The organism is Porphyromonas sp. COT-052 OH4946, from assembly GCF_000765965.1.
GTDB lineage: Bacteria > Bacteroidota > Bacteroidia > Bacteroidales > Porphyromonadaceae > Porphyromonas > Porphyromonas gulae.
This window is the reverse complement of record NZ_JQZY01000014.1, coordinates 1-19,098: the sequence shown is the minus strand read 5'-3', so window position 1 is coordinate 19,098 and position 19,098 is coordinate 1. Positions and strand designations below refer to the sequence as shown.

The 19,098-nt window shown below is 48.9% G+C and carries 10 protein-coding genes, 1 tRNA gene and 1 pseudogene; 2 read left to right on the top strand and 10 right to left on the bottom strand.

All coding sequences use genetic code 11. From position 1 onward, the window contains the following. Positions 1–58 precede the first annotated feature (58 nt). From HQ50_RS05095 to HQ50_RS05055, 9 genes are all read right to left on the bottom strand, one after another. Positions 59–1,654 (bottom strand): alkaline phosphatase family protein, encoded by a 1,596-nt coding sequence (locus tag HQ50_RS05095; RefSeq protein WP_018965013.1) that lies wholly within the window; start codon positions 1,652–1,654, stop codon positions 59–61. Then, complete coding sequence (locus HQ50_RS05090) at positions 1,633–2,880, bottom strand: DUF4105 domain-containing protein (protein WP_039428845.1); 1,248 nt, start codon at positions 2,878–2,880, stop codon at positions 1,633–1,635. Before HQ50_RS05090 ends, HQ50_RS05095 begins: the two co-directional genes overlap by 22 nt. A 31-nt stretch (positions 2,881–2,911) precedes the next feature. Next, positions 2,912–5,935: a PD-(D/E)XK nuclease family protein gene (locus HQ50_RS05085; protein ID WP_039428843.1), complete on the bottom strand. Its 3,024-nt coding sequence runs from the start codon at positions 5,933–5,935 to the stop codon at positions 2,912–2,914. Then, the gene (locus HQ50_RS05080) at positions 5,911–6,636 is read right to left on the bottom strand and encodes a CPBP family intramembrane glutamic endopeptidase (protein WP_039428841.1); all 726 of its coding nucleotides are present in this window, start codon (positions 6,634–6,636) and stop codon (positions 5,911–5,913) included. Before HQ50_RS05080 ends, HQ50_RS05085 begins: the two co-directional genes overlap by 25 nt. A 209-nt stretch (positions 6,637–6,845) precedes the next feature. Continuing rightward, a tRNA-Ser gene (locus tag HQ50_RS05075) sits at positions 6,846–6,932 on the bottom strand. Between the two features lie 368 nt (positions 6,933–7,300). After that, positions 7,301–8,938, bottom strand: coding sequence for a chaperonin GroEL (groL, locus tag HQ50_RS05070; protein WP_039428839.1), 1,638 nt, complete (start codon positions 8,936–8,938; stop codon positions 7,301–7,303). Between the two features lie 38 nt (positions 8,939–8,976). Then, the gene (locus HQ50_RS05065) at positions 8,977–9,246 is read right to left on the bottom strand and encodes a co-chaperone GroES (protein ID WP_004585060.1); all 270 of its coding nucleotides are present in this window, start codon (positions 9,244–9,246) and stop codon (positions 8,977–8,979) included. Positions 9,247–9,460: 214 nt separating this feature from the next. Continuing rightward, entirely contained in the window at positions 9,461–10,369 is a 909-nt protein-coding gene (gene miaA / locus HQ50_RS05060; RefSeq protein ID WP_018965006.1) for a tRNA (adenosine(37)-N6)-dimethylallyltransferase MiaA, read from the bottom strand. Continuing rightward, complete coding sequence (locus HQ50_RS05055; protein ID WP_039428837.1) at positions 10,366–11,862, bottom strand: IMP dehydrogenase; 1,497 nt, start codon at positions 11,860–11,862, stop codon at positions 10,366–10,368. The genes miaA and HQ50_RS05055 overlap by 4 nt, the downstream gene beginning before the upstream one ends. A 696-nt stretch (positions 11,863–12,558) precedes the next feature. On the opposite strand from HQ50_RS05055, the gene HQ50_RS05045 reads away from it, so the two are divergent. Continuing rightward, entirely contained in the window at positions 12,559–13,740 is a 1,182-nt protein-coding gene (locus HQ50_RS05045) for an AAA family ATPase (protein ID WP_039428832.1), read from the top strand. A 183-nt stretch (positions 13,741–13,923) separates the two neighbouring features. Beyond that, the gene (nifJ, locus tag HQ50_RS05040; protein WP_039428830.1) at positions 13,924–17,505 is read left to right on the top strand and encodes a pyruvate:ferredoxin (flavodoxin) oxidoreductase; all 3,582 of its coding nucleotides are present in this window, start codon (positions 13,924–13,926) and stop codon (positions 17,503–17,505) included. A gap of 409 nt (positions 17,506–17,914) precedes the next feature. Here nifJ and HQ50_RS05035 read toward each other — a convergent pair. After that, positions 17,915–19,005: pseudogene (locus tag HQ50_RS05035) on the bottom strand (transposase); the annotation flags it as partial. Positions 19,006–19,098: the final 93 nt, after the last annotated feature.

Genomic DNA, 19,098 nt, shown 5'->3' with positions numbered 1-19,098 from the left:
ATATATAAAGTCCGGCTTAAAGGCAGACCCTATTCTTCTCTTCCCGAAGAATATATTTTCAGAGAGCCACTTCGGGCAATGGCAAGGCGCGAGCCTCTGTCGGAGGACGTATCCGGAGGATATACGCCAAGGTGGGAGCTATCTCTGTCGAAGAGATAGTTCGCTGCACTCTTTGTCCTTTTATGTCGGGTATCACCAAGATAAAAGGAGCTGCTACGGCATTATAACGTATTTGTTTTTGACCTGAATTCGGGGATGCCTCCTCTTCTCCTTCTATCCATCCTCCTTGCAATTGCAAACATACATCCGCGGATTGCCCCAATCGGAACGAACGGACAAAACGATTCGCTTCTTCGTTAATTGCTCCCGAACCTATTTCATGTGCCGGCAATGCAAGTCGTACACCACTCATCTGTCGGGCAAATTCTGCCACTTCTGATTGAAGCCGGCGCATATCGACTTGCTTCTTTTCTGCCAGTTTTTTATCCAGAATCAATCGGCCATCTGCATAATCCAACACCCATTGTCCCTGTCCGTGCAGAGCCATCAAATACATATTGATCAAAGCTTTGCATCGCTTGGGACTGAAGTAGCGACGGCGCTTATGGAGGAATATGCTTTCCTCCGGGATCGAACTATCGAAGTAGCCTGTTCCACTCAGGGCTATTATGCAGTTTGTCAAGCCAATCTTCTTATCCAAAGCCGTGAACAGGCGAGCAAGTTGGGCATCCAAGCGACGGTACGTATCCACCATTTCGGCCTGATGCTCACTCTGATGTTTGGCAGGGTATCTTCCTGCATAATAAGTGAGCGATAGCAGATTGGGCTGTTTGGCCAGTTCCAATCCTCCATACTCGATCAGTCGGAGAGCCAAAGTCGTGACTTCTTCATTGATCGGGGCAGATTGTTTGAAAAGACTGATATTGGAATGGCTGAATCTGTGAGAGAAAGCAACGGGATCTCCACCCACAGGCAAAGATTGGGGCGAGGACATAGGAGTCCATACGACATTGCTCAATTTAGAAGAGGGAGAGTCCGCCGAGGAGTTGAACTTATCGATGTACCAAGGGAAATCTTTGTAGTAGGTAGTCGTAGCCCACATCCCTTTACGGTTTTCGAGCCAAAAAGCACCATTTCCGGACTGGCCGGCAGCTATAATTGCTGCAACGGCATTCGGAGCTATCGCATATACTTTGCTTCTGCCATCGGTTGCAGCTCGTAGCTCATCACCGATAGTGCCGGATGTAAGCCTGAGTGGAGATAGATGTTCGGAGGTATAATTGCCTAAAAAGTTTTTGTCTTCTAAAATGGATACCCGCCTATTCTTTTCTCTTTCAAATACAGTACTACCTGTAATACTGTGACGATTGGGATAGGTGCCGGTATATATGCCTGCAATAGCCGATGCTTCGTCTACGCCATCGAATCCGAAGTCTACATTGCTAAAAACAAGTCCATTCTGCAGCAGATGATTGAATCCACCTGTGCCATATTGCGAGCGACAAAACGAGAGGAGATCACCCCTCAATTGGTCAATGGTAATTACCACCACCAGCTTGGGATGAACCGATTGCCCCTGTACCGTAACACTCCCTATAGCCAATACGGCCAAAAGGGTCGTTACCAGTCGTTTCACCGAACGTTCTTTTTCCATCTATTTACCAATATCCAGCGAGCGGAAAGCAACCATAGAGCAATGCCGAACACATAGAGAGGAAGCACTACTTGTTGGGGCAGAAACCATATTGCCAAACCGATCAAACTTAGCTCCGCAAAGTTAATAAAATGATAGACAAAGCCTGCTCGGTGAAAGCGTGGTACCGCAGTCAGAGGCACCCCGATAAGCAGATGAAGGGGATGAAGCAGGAAAAGATTGTAATTCGGGTTGGTATGCGGATGTTCTGAGAAAAATGACAGAATGAAAATAACACATCCTGATAGTCCCATAATGGTTAATAAAACAGAGTCATATAGATAGCATATATCCTTGCGGCGGACATCCCAAGCGGCTACTGCAATAGAAACTATCAGCAAAGCTATAGAAGCCAATAAAGGCGTAGGCCAACCCTCCTCTGCAGGCTCCATACTGGCCGGCTTAGCCGGGAACCATTCCTTGGTATCCCTGATGAGTGGCGTTGATCGACCATTGGAGTAGAGTAGAGCGGTACGTGGTAGCAGATCCAACATTCTATTCGGCAGGAATAGCTGCTCCTCCGGATTGGCATAAGTATCTGTTTTCGCTCCGAGAGCCAGATCGATGCCGAACTTGACCCAAGGGGCATCGGTGCAGCATTCGTCGATCAGCTGTCTCCACTTTCTCTCCTCACCCTCATGAGGGATTTGCAAGGTAGCTCCTGTGGTTTCTTTTATGATCTCGATGAGGCGAGTAGCACAGTTGTCATAAAAGATATTATAGCGGTATCGTTTATTCTCGGGGCGAATATTCCATGTCAAATACTGCTCGGCTTTCTCGATCTCTTCCTGTGTGAGATTCAATACTAATTCCACAATTCCTCTTCCGCTCCGAAGGTATTCTTCTGCATAATAGGATGTATAAAGAGCTTCAACGTAGTAATTCGTTTCCCCTTGCACAAATCGAAGCATGAAATTAGGTTCGTTATAGTCGAACATGCCATAATTGTAAGCAATATCCGTTCCTTGTACAGGATTGAGAATCCTGAATGCGACATGACCGTAGCGAGTATATACCGCTTCTGTGGAAGGAGAAGAGATCAAGAGGCTCATCTGCAGGCCTTGATCTTTCATCTCTGTGCTATCTGTCTGTGCATTGGCTGGAAGTCCGCTGCCCAATAAGACAGTCAAGATGACGGAGAATAGTCCGGCCGAAACCTTCAGTGTGCTTAGATATTTTTTTACCATCGTGAATTGCCAATTATGAGAGTACTTCGTATTATTTTCCGCATAAGCTTGCGAACGGGCAATAGCTGCAAGTCCGTATGTCCTCAGTTCCTGTAAAAGGAATATCGGGATCGAACAATTCGTCCAAACAAGTTCGCAACCTCTCTTCGAACATTTCGCAAATTTGATCAAAATCCGTAATCTGCTCAACTGCTTTCCCCACTTCCTTGAGAACGACCACGCCCGTGTAATCCTCTTTCTGCTTGTACAGCTCCTTAAAGCCATATATCGTCGGACACAGGGGGAGTTCGGCACCCTCTCCCTCGTTCTCCATTTGCATCTTGGCCATGAGGGCATATAAGAGTGTTTGAGTTATGGCTGTTGGATGTTTTTTAGTTTTTCCTGCCATCGGGTGTTCGAACATAAGGTCCCATGAGCCAAGCTCTGTGGTAGTATCTCCACTTTTGTAGTCCACTATACGACGATATTCCTCATTCAACTCGTCAATGCGATCTATGATTCCGTGTAGCTGCACTCGGCTACCATTGCTAAGAGAGAAGCTGCCTTTGACTTTGCGCTCTGAGTCTATGTAGCGAAAGGGAGCCAATGATTTGTCATGCTCCAAGATCCGTCGCACATACTTCTCTATCATGATGCAATAAAGATGATTCAATCCCGACAAAGCTCTCTGAGTATCGGCCGATCGGAGATATTCTTCTGTGTATGCTTGCCTTACTATCCTCGCGATAGTAGCATTCTTCGGATCCAACCACCGAGATAAAATATCCGAAGAAACTATCCCACCACCACAACAAGGCTTGTAGATCAACTCCATGGCACGATGCACCACGGTGCCGAAATCATTGGCAGCCATCAGTTCATCGGAAGCATTCTCCTCTCGTATCCCTCTGACGTTTTCAAAATAAAAACGAAGAGGACAAGCCACATATGTATTGATGCTGCTGGCCGAAAGAGCAGACAGACGTTCTTCCGGATCGAATGATTCTTCGTCCTCGCATTCGAGGAATCGGTGCAGTCTCGTCAGTACATCTCCCTCTTTCTTGACACATATAGCAGGAGTATGTGGAAGCGAACCTGTCAGGTGCAATTCCTGTACCTTTAGAGACATATCGAAAAGGAAACGCATCTGTCGGATATAACGGCTCTCCTCTCCTCCTCCAAGCTGGTCCGAACGAGCATCGTACAGCATCGTTACACTTTCGGCTCGCTGAATGAGACGGAAAAAATCATAAGATTGGGTGGCTTCGTTTACCTCATTGACCGGAAGTCCATATCCTCTTCGCAATGTGTAAGGTATCATTGTCGTTTCATAGACACGCGATGGAAGTTTACCCTCGTTGGCAGAGAGAATGATCAGGTGTTTGAAATCTAAAGTTCGCGTTTGATCTATTCCCATGATTTGCAGGCCTACCAGAGGTTCTCCCTCGAACGGGATGCTCACTCCGAATACCAATCCTTGCAACAGAAGAGCCGCAGAACGAACTGACATATCCATGGCATAGGATTCGACCAGTCCTCTGAGCCTGTTCAGCATATTGCGATAGTGATAGATCTGCTCCAGCTCCATATTATTGGTCTGTTCCGATTGGTCATACTCCGAATCGGTTAGTTGGAAGAGCATGCTTTCGGCAATTTTTTCAAGGAGCAGGAACAACCGGTCGAGTAGCTGCTGTCCACTATCCGGTCGGCTAAAAAGCAGATCGGTCAGTTCATCGCCCCAAAGTCTCTCCTCCGGTACGTAGTACTGCTTGCTTACTTCCCGATCCGAGAGAAGAGCACGCGAATGATCAGTCAATAAGGGAGCGAGAAGAACACTATTGAGCAAGTCAAGAACAGCATCCGTCCGAAAATGAGGAACTTTTTGAATAAGACGGATTTCTGCCTGTACTTTGATCCACTTCTCGACAAGAATGGAAATGGCATTCTGAGAGAGAGGATAGCCCATAGTCACATTGATACGTCCTACAGTCTCAGCCAGACTGCTCAATACGGGCATCAACATTCGTGTGTCGGGAAGAATGATAGCTGTTTCTATTCCTTCCTTGTCAGAATAGCCTTCAGGGTATAACTCCTCGATCAGCTGCGGCAAAAGTTTGGCCTGAACAATCTCGGAGGCGGTACGTATGATCCTGATATCAGGAGCCGGTTTGTCTTCCGATGAGCCTGTTCGACCGTTCTCGGAAGACTCTCGCCACGGAGTCTGTTGCCCGAAAATCTCTTTGTTATGATCCAGAATAGTGCGGGAAAGATTACCTGCCGAATGCAATAGAGAGAGGTCATCATCAAAGCAAAAATCACATATCCCTTCCGCTTTCATACGAACGAGAATATATTCCTCGACAGGAGAAAGGGCGAACAAACCGACAAAGACATATCTATCAGGATGCATATTCCCCCCTCTGTCTGCGGATGAGAGCAGCTCTCGTACCGATGTTTCTCTTTGCCGGAGGCGATCAGCAGTATGACGAAGGATCATCCCATGGTATCCGTTGCTTTGGTCTGCAAGGCGTTGGTTGAACCGAGTATAAAGTGGAGATAATAGCTTCCAGAAGTCCAGAAAGCTCTGCTGACATCCATTCTCCATTTTGCCGCTTGCCGGAGAAAAGGATTCCCAAAAACTGCGAATGGCTGCTACCTGTCTTTCGCTCAAAAAGGAGAAATCGTTCTCCATCTCCCGAAAGTCTTTCAGATTGCTGTACAAGGCTTTGGCCGATACGAGGTGTTTGTCTATCTCATTGAAGTCTTTCAGGATAATATCGCCCCAAAAAATAAACTGATCGAAAGGTTCCATCTCAGGCCATATCTCTTTGTAAGTATTGTATAGCTCGAATAGCAAGGCCGTTCTGTCAAGCTCTTTGTAGGGAGACAGCCCCAGCAGCAAATCCTTCAGATTCGTGGTACGAGGTGCAAACAAAGGCTTTGGGCTAATCTCCGACAAATGGCGTTTGAAAAAAAGGCTGGCTCGTCTTCCCTGAAAGACGAAACAAAGTCGGTGAATATCTTCGCCGTACTCTTCGTAGTAGTGGGCAGCTATCTGTCTAAGGAAAGGGAGCATAAGGCGATAGCATTATTCAAAACATGTAGAGCCATAGGAGCATATATACTGCGCGTATGATAATAGACATAACCCAAGTAAGCACCCAAGACGATTCGGGGAAAAAATCCCATCAGTTCGAGATGCGCAATGCTGAAAACGATGGCAGTCAGCCAAACGGCAGCATGCCATCTATTGCGAGTAACACGACGCATCCAGCGCAATACGGCTCCTCTAAAAAACAATTCTTCCGTAATGCCCGGTATTATTGCGATAGCAAGCAAAGCCCATCCTTTGCCTCCCTGCATCATCTCCTTTATCAGACTTGTATAATGGGTACCGCTACGGTCGATTTCTTCTTGCCAAGCCGGAGGGAGAAAGGGTAGAAGGAGCTTTATGCCTTTGGTCGTTAATACTACGGCCAAAAGGCATCCGGCATAAGAGAGTAACAGCAATACTATTTTGTGCCAATCGATCTGATACGGTTGTAAGCCCAAAAAAGATGCAGGCCTGTCTGAAAATAAAAAGGCTTGCCATACAGCCCCTCCCCCGAATACCACAACGCTGAATAAGCTTGTCGCCAATAGCAACGGCAAGCCTTCCTGTCCGTACCCGAACAGAGTAGGGGCTAAGTGAAGCACAGAGATCAGGAGATAGCCAATAATGAGTATCAGAGCGAGATGACTGAGTATAGCCCAATCCTTAAAAAGAGCCTTTTTCATTGCTTACAAAAATACGATGGAAACTCAACAAAGCCAAAGCCTCGGAAAAAGCATTTCTCGGTAAGAATACGACCAATGGCTATAGATCGATGCCGATAGCAGAGAAATAAGGGACATTATTAGTGCTTCGCTTGACGGAAAACACAAGGAAAAGGCAGATTAAAAAAAGAGAAAAGGCCGATAAAAACCGACCTTTTCTCTCTCTAATGCGGAAGCGACGAGATTCGAACTCGTGGTACAGTTACCCGTACGACAGTTTAGCAAACTGTTGGTTTCAGCCACTCACCCACACTTCCGTAGTACAAGGGGTTGCCCGAATACAATCGCAAAGATACTACATCTTTTGATTTACACAACCCTTGCAGGCGTGTAATTTCTCTCGAATTTTTAGTTAAAGAGCTTGAAAGGAGCAGATTCTGAGCGATAGCCCAAGAGATTGCACAGTCTTTTATCCCTATCTGTATCCATGTATGCTCGGATGGGAGCCTCCTCTCTCGGAGCAGCTGTGCCGGATTTGTTCGTTGCAATGTCTTGAGAAGACCGTGCGTTAAGTGTGCAAAAATGAAGGCTGTGCAGTGAGGGAGAACCCTCTGCACAGCCTTCGGCTTGTAATGAGGATGTTTTTTCGAAAGGAATCAAAAAAGCATCCTTCTTGGACTCATGCTTACATCATGCCGCCCATTCCTCCCATACCTCCGGGCATGGCCGGTGTGGCAGGATTGTCTTCTTTCTTGTCAGCGATAACGCACTCCGTAGTCAGGAACATACCTGCGATAGAAGCCGCATTTTCCAATGCTACACGCGTTACTTTGGCTGGGTCGATAACACCGGTGGTGTAGAGATTTTCGAAGACATCCGTGCGGGCATTGTAGCCGAAGTCGTCCTTGCCTTCTTTCACCTTCTGTACCACAACGGCACCTTCTTTACCGGCATTCGCTACGATCTGACGAAGCGGCTCCTCGATGGCGCGTTTTACGATTTCGATACCGGTGGTCTCGTCTTCGTTCTCTCCCTTGAGACCATCCAAAGCAGCTATGGCGCGAATGTATGCCGTACCGCCACCGGGTACTGTACCCTCTTCGATCGCAGCACGCGTTGCACTCAGAGCATCTTCTACGCGATCCTTCTTTTCCTTCATTTCCACTTCGCTGGCGGCACCCACGTAAAGAACTGCTACACCGCCGGCGAGCTTGGCCAGGCGTTCTTGCAGTTTTTCGCGGTCGTAGTCGCTGGTCGTATTCTCGATCTGAGCTTTGATCTGCGTGATGCGTGAAGCGATGCCTTCTTTGTCTCCGGCTCCATTAACGATAGTACTATTGTCCTTATCCACCGTTACTTTCTCAGCCGTACCGAGCATGTCCATCGTAGCATTTTCGAGCTTCAGGCCGGTCTCTTCGCTGATGACTGTTCCGCCCGTCAGGATAGCAATGTCTTCGAGCATAGCCTTGCGACGATCGCCGAATCCGGGAGCTTTCACGGCACAGATCTTGAGGCTGCCGCGCAGACGGTTTACAACCAAGGTAGCCAGTGCTTCGCTATCGATGTCCTCTGCAATGATGAGGAGGGGCTTGCCCGTCTGAACCGTTTGTTCGAGGATCGGGAGCATCTCTTTCAGTACGGATATTTTCTTGTCATAGATGAGGATGAAAGGATTCTCCATTTGCACTTCCATCTTATCCGTATTCGTCACGAAGTAGGGAGAGATATAGCCGCGGTCGAACTGCATACCTTCCACTACTTCTACCGTAGTGTCGGTTCCCTTGGCTTCTTCTACGGTGATAACGCCTTCTTTCTTCACCTTGCGCATGGCTTCGGCAATGAGGCTACCGATATTCTCGTCTCCGTTGGCGGAGATCTTGGCTACGTTCTCGATCTTTTGGAAGTCATCGCCCACTTCCTTGGCCATACCTGCGATGTGGGTTACCACAGCCTTTACGGCCTTGTCGATACCACGCTTCAAATCCATCGGATTGGCTCCTGCCGTCACGTTCTTCAGACCCACGCCGATAATGCTCTGGGCGAGGATCGTAGCCGTAGTCGTACCGTCACCGGCGTCGTCATTGGTCTTGGAGGCTACTTCTTTCACCAACTGGGCACCCATGTTCTCGAACGGGCACTCCAATTCTATCTCTTTCGCTACGCTCACACCGTCCTTGGTAATGTGCGGAGCGCCGTACGTCTTGCTGAGGATAACGTTACGTCCTTTCGGTCCGAGGGTAACTTTAACGGCATTTGCCAGTGCATCCACGCCCTTCTTCAGAAGGTCGCGAGATTCCATATCGAATTTGATTTCTTTTGCCATAGTCTTTATTCTTTATTGTAGGTTATTGTCTCTGAGAATTAGATGATTGCCAAGACATCGTTTTGGCGCATGATGATATATTTTTCACCCTCCAGCTCTATTTCAGTGCCGGCATATTTGCCGTAGAGTACGGTGTCTCCTGCTTTGAGTACCATCTCTTCGTCTTTCGTGCCGTTCCCGACAGCGATTACTTCACCCTTGAGAGGTTTCTCTTTGGCCGAATCCGGAATAATGATACCGCTCACTGTCTTTTCTTCTGCGGCAGCCGGCTTTACAAGTACGCGGTCTGCCAATGGTTTGATGTTCATTGTAGCTTAGTTTGTTATTGTTAGTTGATTGTTTGCTTGTACAATAGGAAGCCTCTTATGTAGCTCCGCAATTTTTTACGTCAATAGGCATACCAATGCCGATTTCCTGACGGATTCCTGTCGGAATATGCCGGTTTCGCTGTCAGAATGGCAGGATTGTGCAAACTGTCATTTGCACGTGGCAGAAAAAAGAGGAGCTTGTCAGAAAAAGCCGTTACTCTCCGGCTTCGTAGAGTTTCATGACGGCTTCGCACTGTTCGTCCGCAGGAAGCAGGGCATCTATCCAATGAATGACGAATCCGCGACGTTCCATGCCACGAAACCATGTCATCTGGCGTTTGGCGAATTGGTGAATGGCCGTTTCGAGTCCGGTAAACATGGATTCGTAGTCTGTCTGCCCTGTCAGATACAGGGTGACGAATTTGTATTCAAGCCCGTAATAAATCAGATCTTCGGCCGGAATACCACTGTCGAGAAGACCCCTGACTTCTTCTATCATACCCTCGCGCATACGGGCATGGAGCCTGTCCGTTATCCTTTTGCGTCGGGTGTCACGATCCAGATCGAGACCGATGATCAGGCTGTCGATAGGAGGAAACTCGGTGCTTTCGACCGGATTGTTCTTGATGAATTCGGCTATTTCGATAGCCCTGATAGCCCGCTGCGCCGAGTCCACATCCGTCTTATTGTGCAGAGGGCCGTATGCAGCCAGTATATGAGTCAGCTCTGCCAAAGTCTTCCCCTGCAAGCGGTCACGAAGCGAGGGGTTGGGCGGAACATCGGGGAGGTGGTAGCCTTTGAGCACGGCTTCGATATACATACCCGTACCTCCGCAGAGGATCGGATCCATGCCGCGAGCGAGGATCGATGCGTAGGCTTGGTGAAAGTCGTGCTGGTAAGCGAAGAGATTGTATTTGTCCCCTGCCGGTCTTATATCGATCAGGTGGCAAGGGATCGTAATCCCTCCCACCTGATAGTCGGCCAAGTCTTTGCCTGTGCCGATGTCCATGCCGCGGTATATCTGTCGCGAGTCGGCACTGATGATCTCGGTTCCCAACCGATATGCGAGGCTTACGGCCAGACGTGTCTTGCCGCATGCCGTAGGCCCCAGGATCGTTATCATCCGCGGTCTTTGAGTATGACGTCGTGAGCACCGCCTTCGACGATACTGGTGCTGCTCACGAGGGTAATCTTGGCTTTCTCTTGCAGCTCCGGAATGGTAATGACACCGCAGCTACACATCGTAGCCTTGATCTTGCCGAGTGTGATGAGCAGGTTGTCCTTCATCTTACCGGCATAAGGGACATAGCTGTCCACCCCTTCTTCGAACTTGAGCGTCTCGGTGCCGCCGCTGTCGTAGCGTTGCCAGTTCTGAGCGCGGTTCGAGCCTTCGCCCCAGTATTCTTTGACGATATTGCTGCCTATCTTCATCTTCTTGGTCGGCGACTCGTCGAATCGAGCGAAATAGCGTCCCATCATCAGGAAATCGGCACCCATGGCCAATGCCAGTACCATGTGGTAGTCATGTACGAGTCCTCCATCGCTACAGATGGGAACGTAAGTACCGGTGCGTTGGTAGTAGTCGTCACGAGCCTTGGCTACGTCTATTACAGCCGTTGCCTGACCGCGACCGATCCCTTTCTGCTCACGTGTGATACAGATGGAGCCTCCTCCGATCCCTACTTTGATGAAGTCCGCACCGGCCTCGGCCAGGAAGTTGAAACCATCGCGATCGACCACATTCCCTGCACCTACGGGCAGGCTGTCTCCGTATTTCTCCTTGATCCAATGGATCGTATTGCTCTGCCAGTCGGAATAGCCGTCCGAAGAGTCGATGCACACCACATCCACACCGGCCTCCACCAGTGCAGTCACGCGCTCCTTATAGTCGCGCGTATTGATACCGGCACCTACGAGGAGGGTCTTGTCCGTGTAGTTGGAGAGTTCGAGCGGATTGTTCTTGTGGCTGTCGTAGTCTTTACGGAAAACGAAATACTGCAGATTCTGATTTTCGTCGATGATCGGTAGCGTATTGAGCTTGTTTTCCCAAATAATATCGTTGGCTTCGCTCAGCGTAATGCCGAGCTTGCCCACCGTAAGTCTCTCGAACGGCGTCATAAAATCTTTGACCGGCTTCGAGGGCGAGTCCGTACTGACACGATAGTCTCTGCTCGTGACGATACCCATCAGGCGGCCGTTGGGCGAACCGTCGTGAGTGATACCTATATTATTATGTCCTGTCCTTTTGACCAGATCCAATACATCGGCCAGCGTATTGTCCGGCCTGAGGTTGGAGTCGCTGGTGACAAATCCGGCCTTGAACTTCTTCACACGACGAACCATTTCGGCCTGACTCTCTATGCTCTGCGATCCGAAGATGAACGAAAGTCCCCCGTTGCGTGCCAATTCGATAGCCAGTGTATCATTGGAGACCGACTGCATGATGGCCGAAACGAATGGGATATTCAGCTTGATACGGGGACTCTCATCGCGATCGAACTTAATGAGAGGAGTCTGAAGAGAGATGTTTTGGGGAGTGCACTGTTCTGTAGTGAGGCCGGGAATAAGAAGATATTCGCCGAACGTCCTGGAAACTTCATTGATGAAGACAGCCATGTTCTGATGTGGTGTTAGGTGTGAAACTCTGAAATTTCCTGCCAAATTTATATGCTTTTTCCCAAACAGCCAATCTTTGATCGCAGGTGCAGATTAGAACAACGTGCCGGCGGCATTACGATCGGGCTTGCCCTCATCATGCGACACCTCGTTGCCGGAATGAAAACCATGCTTTCTGCCACGAATCGGGCAGTGTCGCTTCCTTCGTATTCGGCTAAGGAAATATCCTATCCTGCGAGAGGAAAAAAACGACTCGTGAGTCATGCTGCTCACATTGCCGTCTCGGTTCCAAAATCGGCTCTATTGTCGTTCGTAAAAACGTGGCGCGAGAATTTTTTTGTTTCCATGCGGAACGAAAATTTTCTCGCGCCACGTTTTTCAGAACGAATTAAAGGAAAAATTTTGGTGCGTAAATATCCTAAAGCGAGATTATAGAACATTGCCTCTTGCATCCTTTGTCAAATAAGCTTGTTATACGTATTGAAAGAATTCGTCTGCCATCCATCGCCCTCTTCTTTCGATACTCCGTTCGGCTATGGGTATTGTCGGTTCATTTGTGGCTCGCAGTGCGGCTATCACCTTTTATTTGTAATAAAAAGGTCTCGATCGGGGATTTTGCGCCTATTTTGTAAAGTCTGTTTTGCAAAATAGAAAAACTATACTATCTTTGTTACCTAAACATTGCGATACCCAATCATGAATAACTTTTTCAAAATACACGACAACTTGCTACGCAACCTATCACCTTCGCTGCGTAGGGGATTGATGGATGAGATCGATTGGAACGACAGACTGATCGGTATCAAGGGTGCACGAGGCATGGGGAAGACCACGTTCCTCCTCGACTATGCACGCGAAAACTTCGGTATAGGCAATAGAAAATGCCTGTATATCAATCTGAATCAACTCTACTTCACTACAGAATCTTTGGTGAAATTCGCCGGTGAGTTTGTCAAACAGGGTGGAGAGACACTGCTACTCGACCAAGTATTCAAATATCCCAACTGGTCTGTAGAGCTGCGTCAGTGTATGGAGCTATATCCGGACTTGCGCATTGTCTTTACAGGATCTACGGTGATGCGCCTGAAAGAAGAAAATCCCGAGCTGAACGGACTGGTTACATCGTACGTTCTGAACGGTTTTTCATTCCGCGAATTTCTCAATCTCAAAACAGGGCTGTCGCTCCAGCCTTACAGCTTCGATGAGATCGTGTCCAACCACGAACAGATAGCTCCACGAATCCTCGAGCAGGTGAATCCTCTTGACTGGTTTCAGGACTATCTTCACCATGGATACTATCCCATATTCATGGAGGATAAGAACTATTCGGAGAATCTGTTGAAAACGCTCAATATGACGCTTGAAGTAGATGTGCTTTTCATCCGACAGATCGAACAGCGATTCCTGCACAAACTGCGCAAGCTGCTCTACCTGCTGGGACAACGTGCTCCCGGATCGCTCAACATATCGAACATTGCGAAGGAAGTAGACACTTCTCGCACGACGATAACCAACTATCTGAAGTATCTGTCCGAAGCCAGACTGATCAAGGAGCTTCACCGCGAAGAGGAGACGGGTGCCAAGAAGCCGGCTATGATCTATCTGGACAATACCAATGTGGGATACGTAATCCAGCCGGAACCTCTCAACTATATAGACGTACTCAAAACATTCTTCCTCAATCAGGTCAAGAGTCGCAACGAAGTATGTTTGGGTTCTCGATCTCAAATCGCATTCTGCGTGAATCGCCAATATCAGTTCTGTATAGATGAGAAGATGAGCCGTCGCTACAGACCCGACCGCTACTATGCCATCCAGAACATGCGCAGCGGTACGCGCAACATGATCCCCCTCTGGCTCTTCGGATTCCTGTACTAAAAGCAGGGCAACGGGCTATGAAGGTCGATCGGGGCATCCGCTTGTCCTCACTTTGCTCTGATTCCTTAGTGTGCAGACGAAGAATATGGACAGAGCCGATGCATCCGCAACAACCGACTCTGTTTCAGAGTTGCTAATTAGAATACAAGACCGAATTATTACTTTTTATAACTAAAAACCAAAATGGCTAAAGAAAAAAAATTCCTAACTTGTGACGGGAACCAAGCCGCTGCACATATAGCTTATATGTTCAGCGAAGTGGCTGCCATTTATCCGATTACACCTTCGTCTACGATGGCTGAGTACGTGGACGATTGGGCTGCTGCCGGCCGTAAAAACATTTTCGGCGAAACGGTAAGAGTCCAGGAGATGCAAAGCGAAGCCGGTGCAGCCGGTGCAGTTCACGGTTCGTTGCAGGGAGGAGCACTAACCACAACCTTTACGGCATCACAGGGCCTATTGCTCATGATTCCGAATATGTACAAAATTGCAGGAGAGTTGCTACCCTGTGTTTTCCACGTTTCGGCACGTACGATTGCCTCTCATGCCCTCTCCATCTTCGGCGACCATCAGGATGTCATGGCTGCACGTCAGACCGGCTTTGCTCAGCTCTGTACCGGATCCGTGCAGGAAGTCATGGACCTGGCCGGTGTGGCACACTTGGCAACGCTGCGTACCCGAATCCCTTTCATTCACTTCTTCGATGGTTTCCGAACCTCTCACGAGATCCAGAAGATCGAAGCTCTCGACAATGAGGACTTAGCCCAATTCATCCATTGGGACGATGTAAAGCGTTTCCGCAAGCAAGCTCTCAATCCTGAGTCGCCCGTAACTCGCGGTACGGCACAGAACGGCGACATCTATTTCCAGAACCGCGAAGCATGCAACCGCTTCTACGATGCCGTGCCCGAAGCTGTTCAGTATTATATGGATCAGCTGGCTACGGTCACGGGACGTCATTACCACCTCTTCGACTTTTACGGAGATCCCGAAGCCGAGCATGTGATCATCGCTATGGGTTCGGTGACGGAGGCTATTCGTGAGGTGATAGACTTCCTCCGTGCCAAAGGGGAGAAAGTCGGTCTGCTCAGCGTACACCTGTACCGTCCTTTCAGCGCCAAGCACTTCTTGGCTGCTATGCCGAAGACCGTGAAGCGTATAGCCGTACTCGACAGGACGAAAGAGCCCGGAGCAACGGGTGAACCGCTCTACCTCGATGTGAGAGATTGCTACTATGGTATGGAGAATGCTCCGCTGATCGTCGGAGGTCGCTACGGTCTTTCGTCCAAGGATACTACTCCGGCACAGATGAAGGCCGTGTTCGACAACTTGAAGTTGAACGTTCCGAAGGACCACTTCACGGTAGGTATCGTGGATGACGTTACGTTCACCTCTCTGCCTCTCGGAGAAGATCTGATCTTCGACAATCCTTCATTGGTGGAAGCCAAATTCTACGGTCTTGGTGCCGATGGTACGGTCGGTGCCAACAAGAACTCGGTGAAGATCATCGGTGACAATACGGATAAATACTGTCAAGCCTACTTCGCCTACGACTCGAAGAAGTCGGGTGGATTCACCTGCTCGCACCTTCGTTTCGGCGATACACCCATACGCTCTACCTACCTTGTGGTGACACCGGACTTCGTGGCTTGCCACGTGCCCGCCTATCTGCGTATGTACGACGTGCTGAAAGGTCTGAAGAAAAAAGGAACTTTCCTACTCAATTCGATTTGGGCTCCGGAGGATATAGAACAACATCTGCCCAACAAGGTAAAGCGTTATTTGGCGAAGAACAACATCCGATTCTACACGATCAACGCTACCGCCATAGCACAACAGATCGGACTAGGCAACAGGACGAATACCATCCTTCAGTCGGCATTCTTCAAGATTGCAAACGTGATCCCGTACGATCTGGCTGTAGAGCAGATGAAGAAATTCATTGTCAAGAGCTATGGCAAGAAGGGTGAAGACGTAGTCAATAAGAACTTCGCCGCAGTGGATCGAGGTGGCGATGTGGTAGAGATAACGGTGAAACCCGAATGGGCTGACCTGCCCGATGATCCTGTGGTACGCCACGAAGGTGACACGGACTTTGTGCACAATGTGGTACGTCCGATCAATGCGCAGGCCGGTGACGACCTCCCCGTATCTGCATTCCTCGGACGTGAAGACGGTACATGGGATGCCGGTACAGCTGCTTCAGAGAAGCGCGGTGTGGCAGCATTCGTTCCTGTATGGGAAGCTGACAACTGCGTACAGTGCAACCAATGTGCCTACGTTTGTCCTCACGCTACGATTCGTCCGTTCGTCCTCACCAAGGAAGAAGAGGAGAAAACCGGCGTTAAGGTGCTCAAGGCTGTCGGAAAACAGTTCCCCGACATGGGCTTCCGCATCCAGGTGAACGTAATGGATTGTCTCGGCTGTAGCAACTGTGTGGATGTATGTCCGGGCAATAAGAATGGCAAGGCTCTGACCATGCAGCCTATCGAGGAGCAGTACGAAGAACAAAAGAACTGGGATAAGATGATCTCCGGCGTGACCAGCAAGGCACACTTGGTGGACATCGCGGCCAATGTGAAAAACTCGCAGTTTGCTACCCCGCTCTTTGAGTTCTCGGGTGCATGCGCCGGTTGTGGTGAGACTCCCTATGTGAAGCTGATCACCCAGCTCTATGGAGACCGCCAGACGGTGGCTAACGCTACAGGCTGTTCTTCCATCTACTCTGCTTCGGCTCCTTCTACTCCTTACACGAAAAACGAGCGCGGCGAAGGCCCGGCATGGGCCAATTCATTGTTCGAGGACAATGCAGAGTTTGGTCTCGGTATGCACTTGGCATATAAGAAGATGCGTCGTCGCCTTGTGAATCTTGCAGAAGAAGCTCAGCAGTCTCCCTGCTGCTCGGACGAGCTGAAAGCTCTCTTGAGAGAATGGGTAGAAAAGCGTCAGGATGCTGCCGCCAGCAAAGTTCTTGCCGATAAGATCAAACCTCTTGTCGCTGCTTGTGATTGTGACATCTGCAAGAGAATCGGCCGTGTCGATTCATTCTTCATCAAGCGTGCACAGTGGATCATAGGTGGAGACGGTTGGGCATACGATATTGGTTTCGGTGGTTTGGATCACGTGATTGCCTCCGGCATGAATGTGAATATCCTCGTTCTCGATACAGAGGTTTATTCCAATACGGGAGGACAGTCGTCCAAGAGTACTCCGATCGGAGCTATAGCCAAGTTTGCCGCAGCCGGTAAGCGTATCAGGAAGAAAGACCTCGGCATGATTGCTGCTACCTACGGCTATGTCTATGTGGCACAAGTGTCTATCGGAGCCAATCCGGCACAGACGCTCAAAGCTATCCGCGAAGCGGAAGCCTACGATGGGCCTTCTATCGTTATCGCCTACTCGCCCTGTATCTCACACGGTATCAAGAGCGGTATGGGCAAGACTCAGGCCGAAGGTAAGAGAGCCGTTGAATGTGGCTACTGGCACCTCTGGCGCTACAATCCCGAACTCGAGAAAGAGGGCAAGAATCCATTCCAGATGGATAGCAAAGAACCGAACTGGAGCGAATTCAAGAACTTCCTCAAAGGCGAAGTCCGCTATGCTTCGCTGTACAAGGAATTCCCCGAGGATGCCGAACAGCTTTTCGACGCTGCGTTCGAAAATGCCCAATGGCGCTATCGTAACTACATGCGTATGAGTGCGGCAGACTGGTCATTGCCTCTCGGTGTTCAGGACATCAAGGAAGAGAAAGACCGCGAGAACTAAGCGTATAAAATACGTCCTCATAACAAAATCGAGGCTGTGCAGCAAGGATTCCATCCTTAGCGACACAGCCTCTACTGTTTCTACACGTATTCATTTGTTTCTGCTCAAACTGCAGCCTCAGTTCTCTTCTCTTGTTTTTTCTCCTCTTGCCGATTTCAGGAAAGATATTGGGAGTGCCTCGCGAAAAGTGTGTATTGGCAGAGTGCCGTGTGCTGCAATATGAAAAGATAGCCCTGTAAAGCGATTTGTACAGCTCTGTAATCAAGCCTATTCAGAAGGTGGGGGCAATAGATTCTTGCTTTAAGTCGTACAATCGTATAACCCAATCTATTGCTTCAAACAAAGAAATGAAGGGGCTGTGTCAAAATTCATTTTTGGCGCAGCCCCATTTATTTTGGTTTGGGGTTGGTTAAGCCACCGGTTTTAGCCTTTGAGGGATATTTTTGTGTCTTTCGAGGAGGTAGAAGCGTATGAGGCCGAGATTGAAGGTTGATATAGGTGTTTTCAGAGTGTTTTTCTCCTTTCGAGCAACCTTAGCACATAGTTTCTTCAGATTAAAGGCCATAGCTAGAAAGGCGAAGTCCATCTTTACCAGCTCTAAACCCATATGTCTGAAACGGCGATACCCCATGTTGGCCTTGAATTGCCCGTAGACTGCCTCCGGCTCAATACATCGTCGCTTGCGGTGCTCTAACCCTTGCTCAGAAGTAAGCCGATCTCTAGCCTGAGCTTTGTATGCATTGAGGCGATGATTCACTTCAATAATCCTGTTGCCCTTGGCCTTAAAGCATAATCCTCTCAGCGGACAATCTGTGCAATTCTCTGCCGGATGGAAGGGATTGGGTTTGTAGCGCGGGCGTTGCTCCAGATGAAAACGATTATACTTGACATAAGCCTGACAATCAAGTTGCTGCATCAAATGATAGTTTTCCTCCGAACCGTAGCCTGCATCGGCCACTACAGTTTGTGGGTAATGTCCATAACGCTCCTGTATTGAGGATAGAAAGGCTGGGAAGGTCAGTGTATCGGTGGGGTTGGGGAAGAAGTCAAAGGCCGTGATGAATTTTTCATTGGTGGCTACCTGCAGATTGTATCCGGGCTTAGTCCGGCCGTTGTTCATCGCATCCTCCTTCATGCGCATAAACGTCGCATCGGGATCGGTCTTAGACATCGAATTACGTGTCCCGGTTCTCTTCAAGCGGGCATTGTAATGAGCCAATTTAGTGCGATGTTCGTTCAGTTCTTTGAGTTGCCTCTTACGCCTCTGCGTACCTCTGCCTTTTCTTCTTTACTCTTAGCCTCTGCTTGCTTGATCTCGAGTGAGGTATTCAGCTCTTGGGCTATCTCGCCCAGAAGTTCCGGAGAAAGCTCGACAACCTCTTCAAGGGACTCTTGATCTTGGGCGATGACATCGTCCACCTGCTCAAGCAACACCTTAATTTTCTCTTCAAGTTTAGCCTTATTACGCTCGACACTCTTGCGTCAGACAAAGGTGTATTTAGTCATCCCTTAAAAAGCATTTGCAAGAGAGAAGTCATTCATCGATGGTCTCTCGCTTAGCTTTTCGCTTATTATTTTGAGCAGATACAAAAG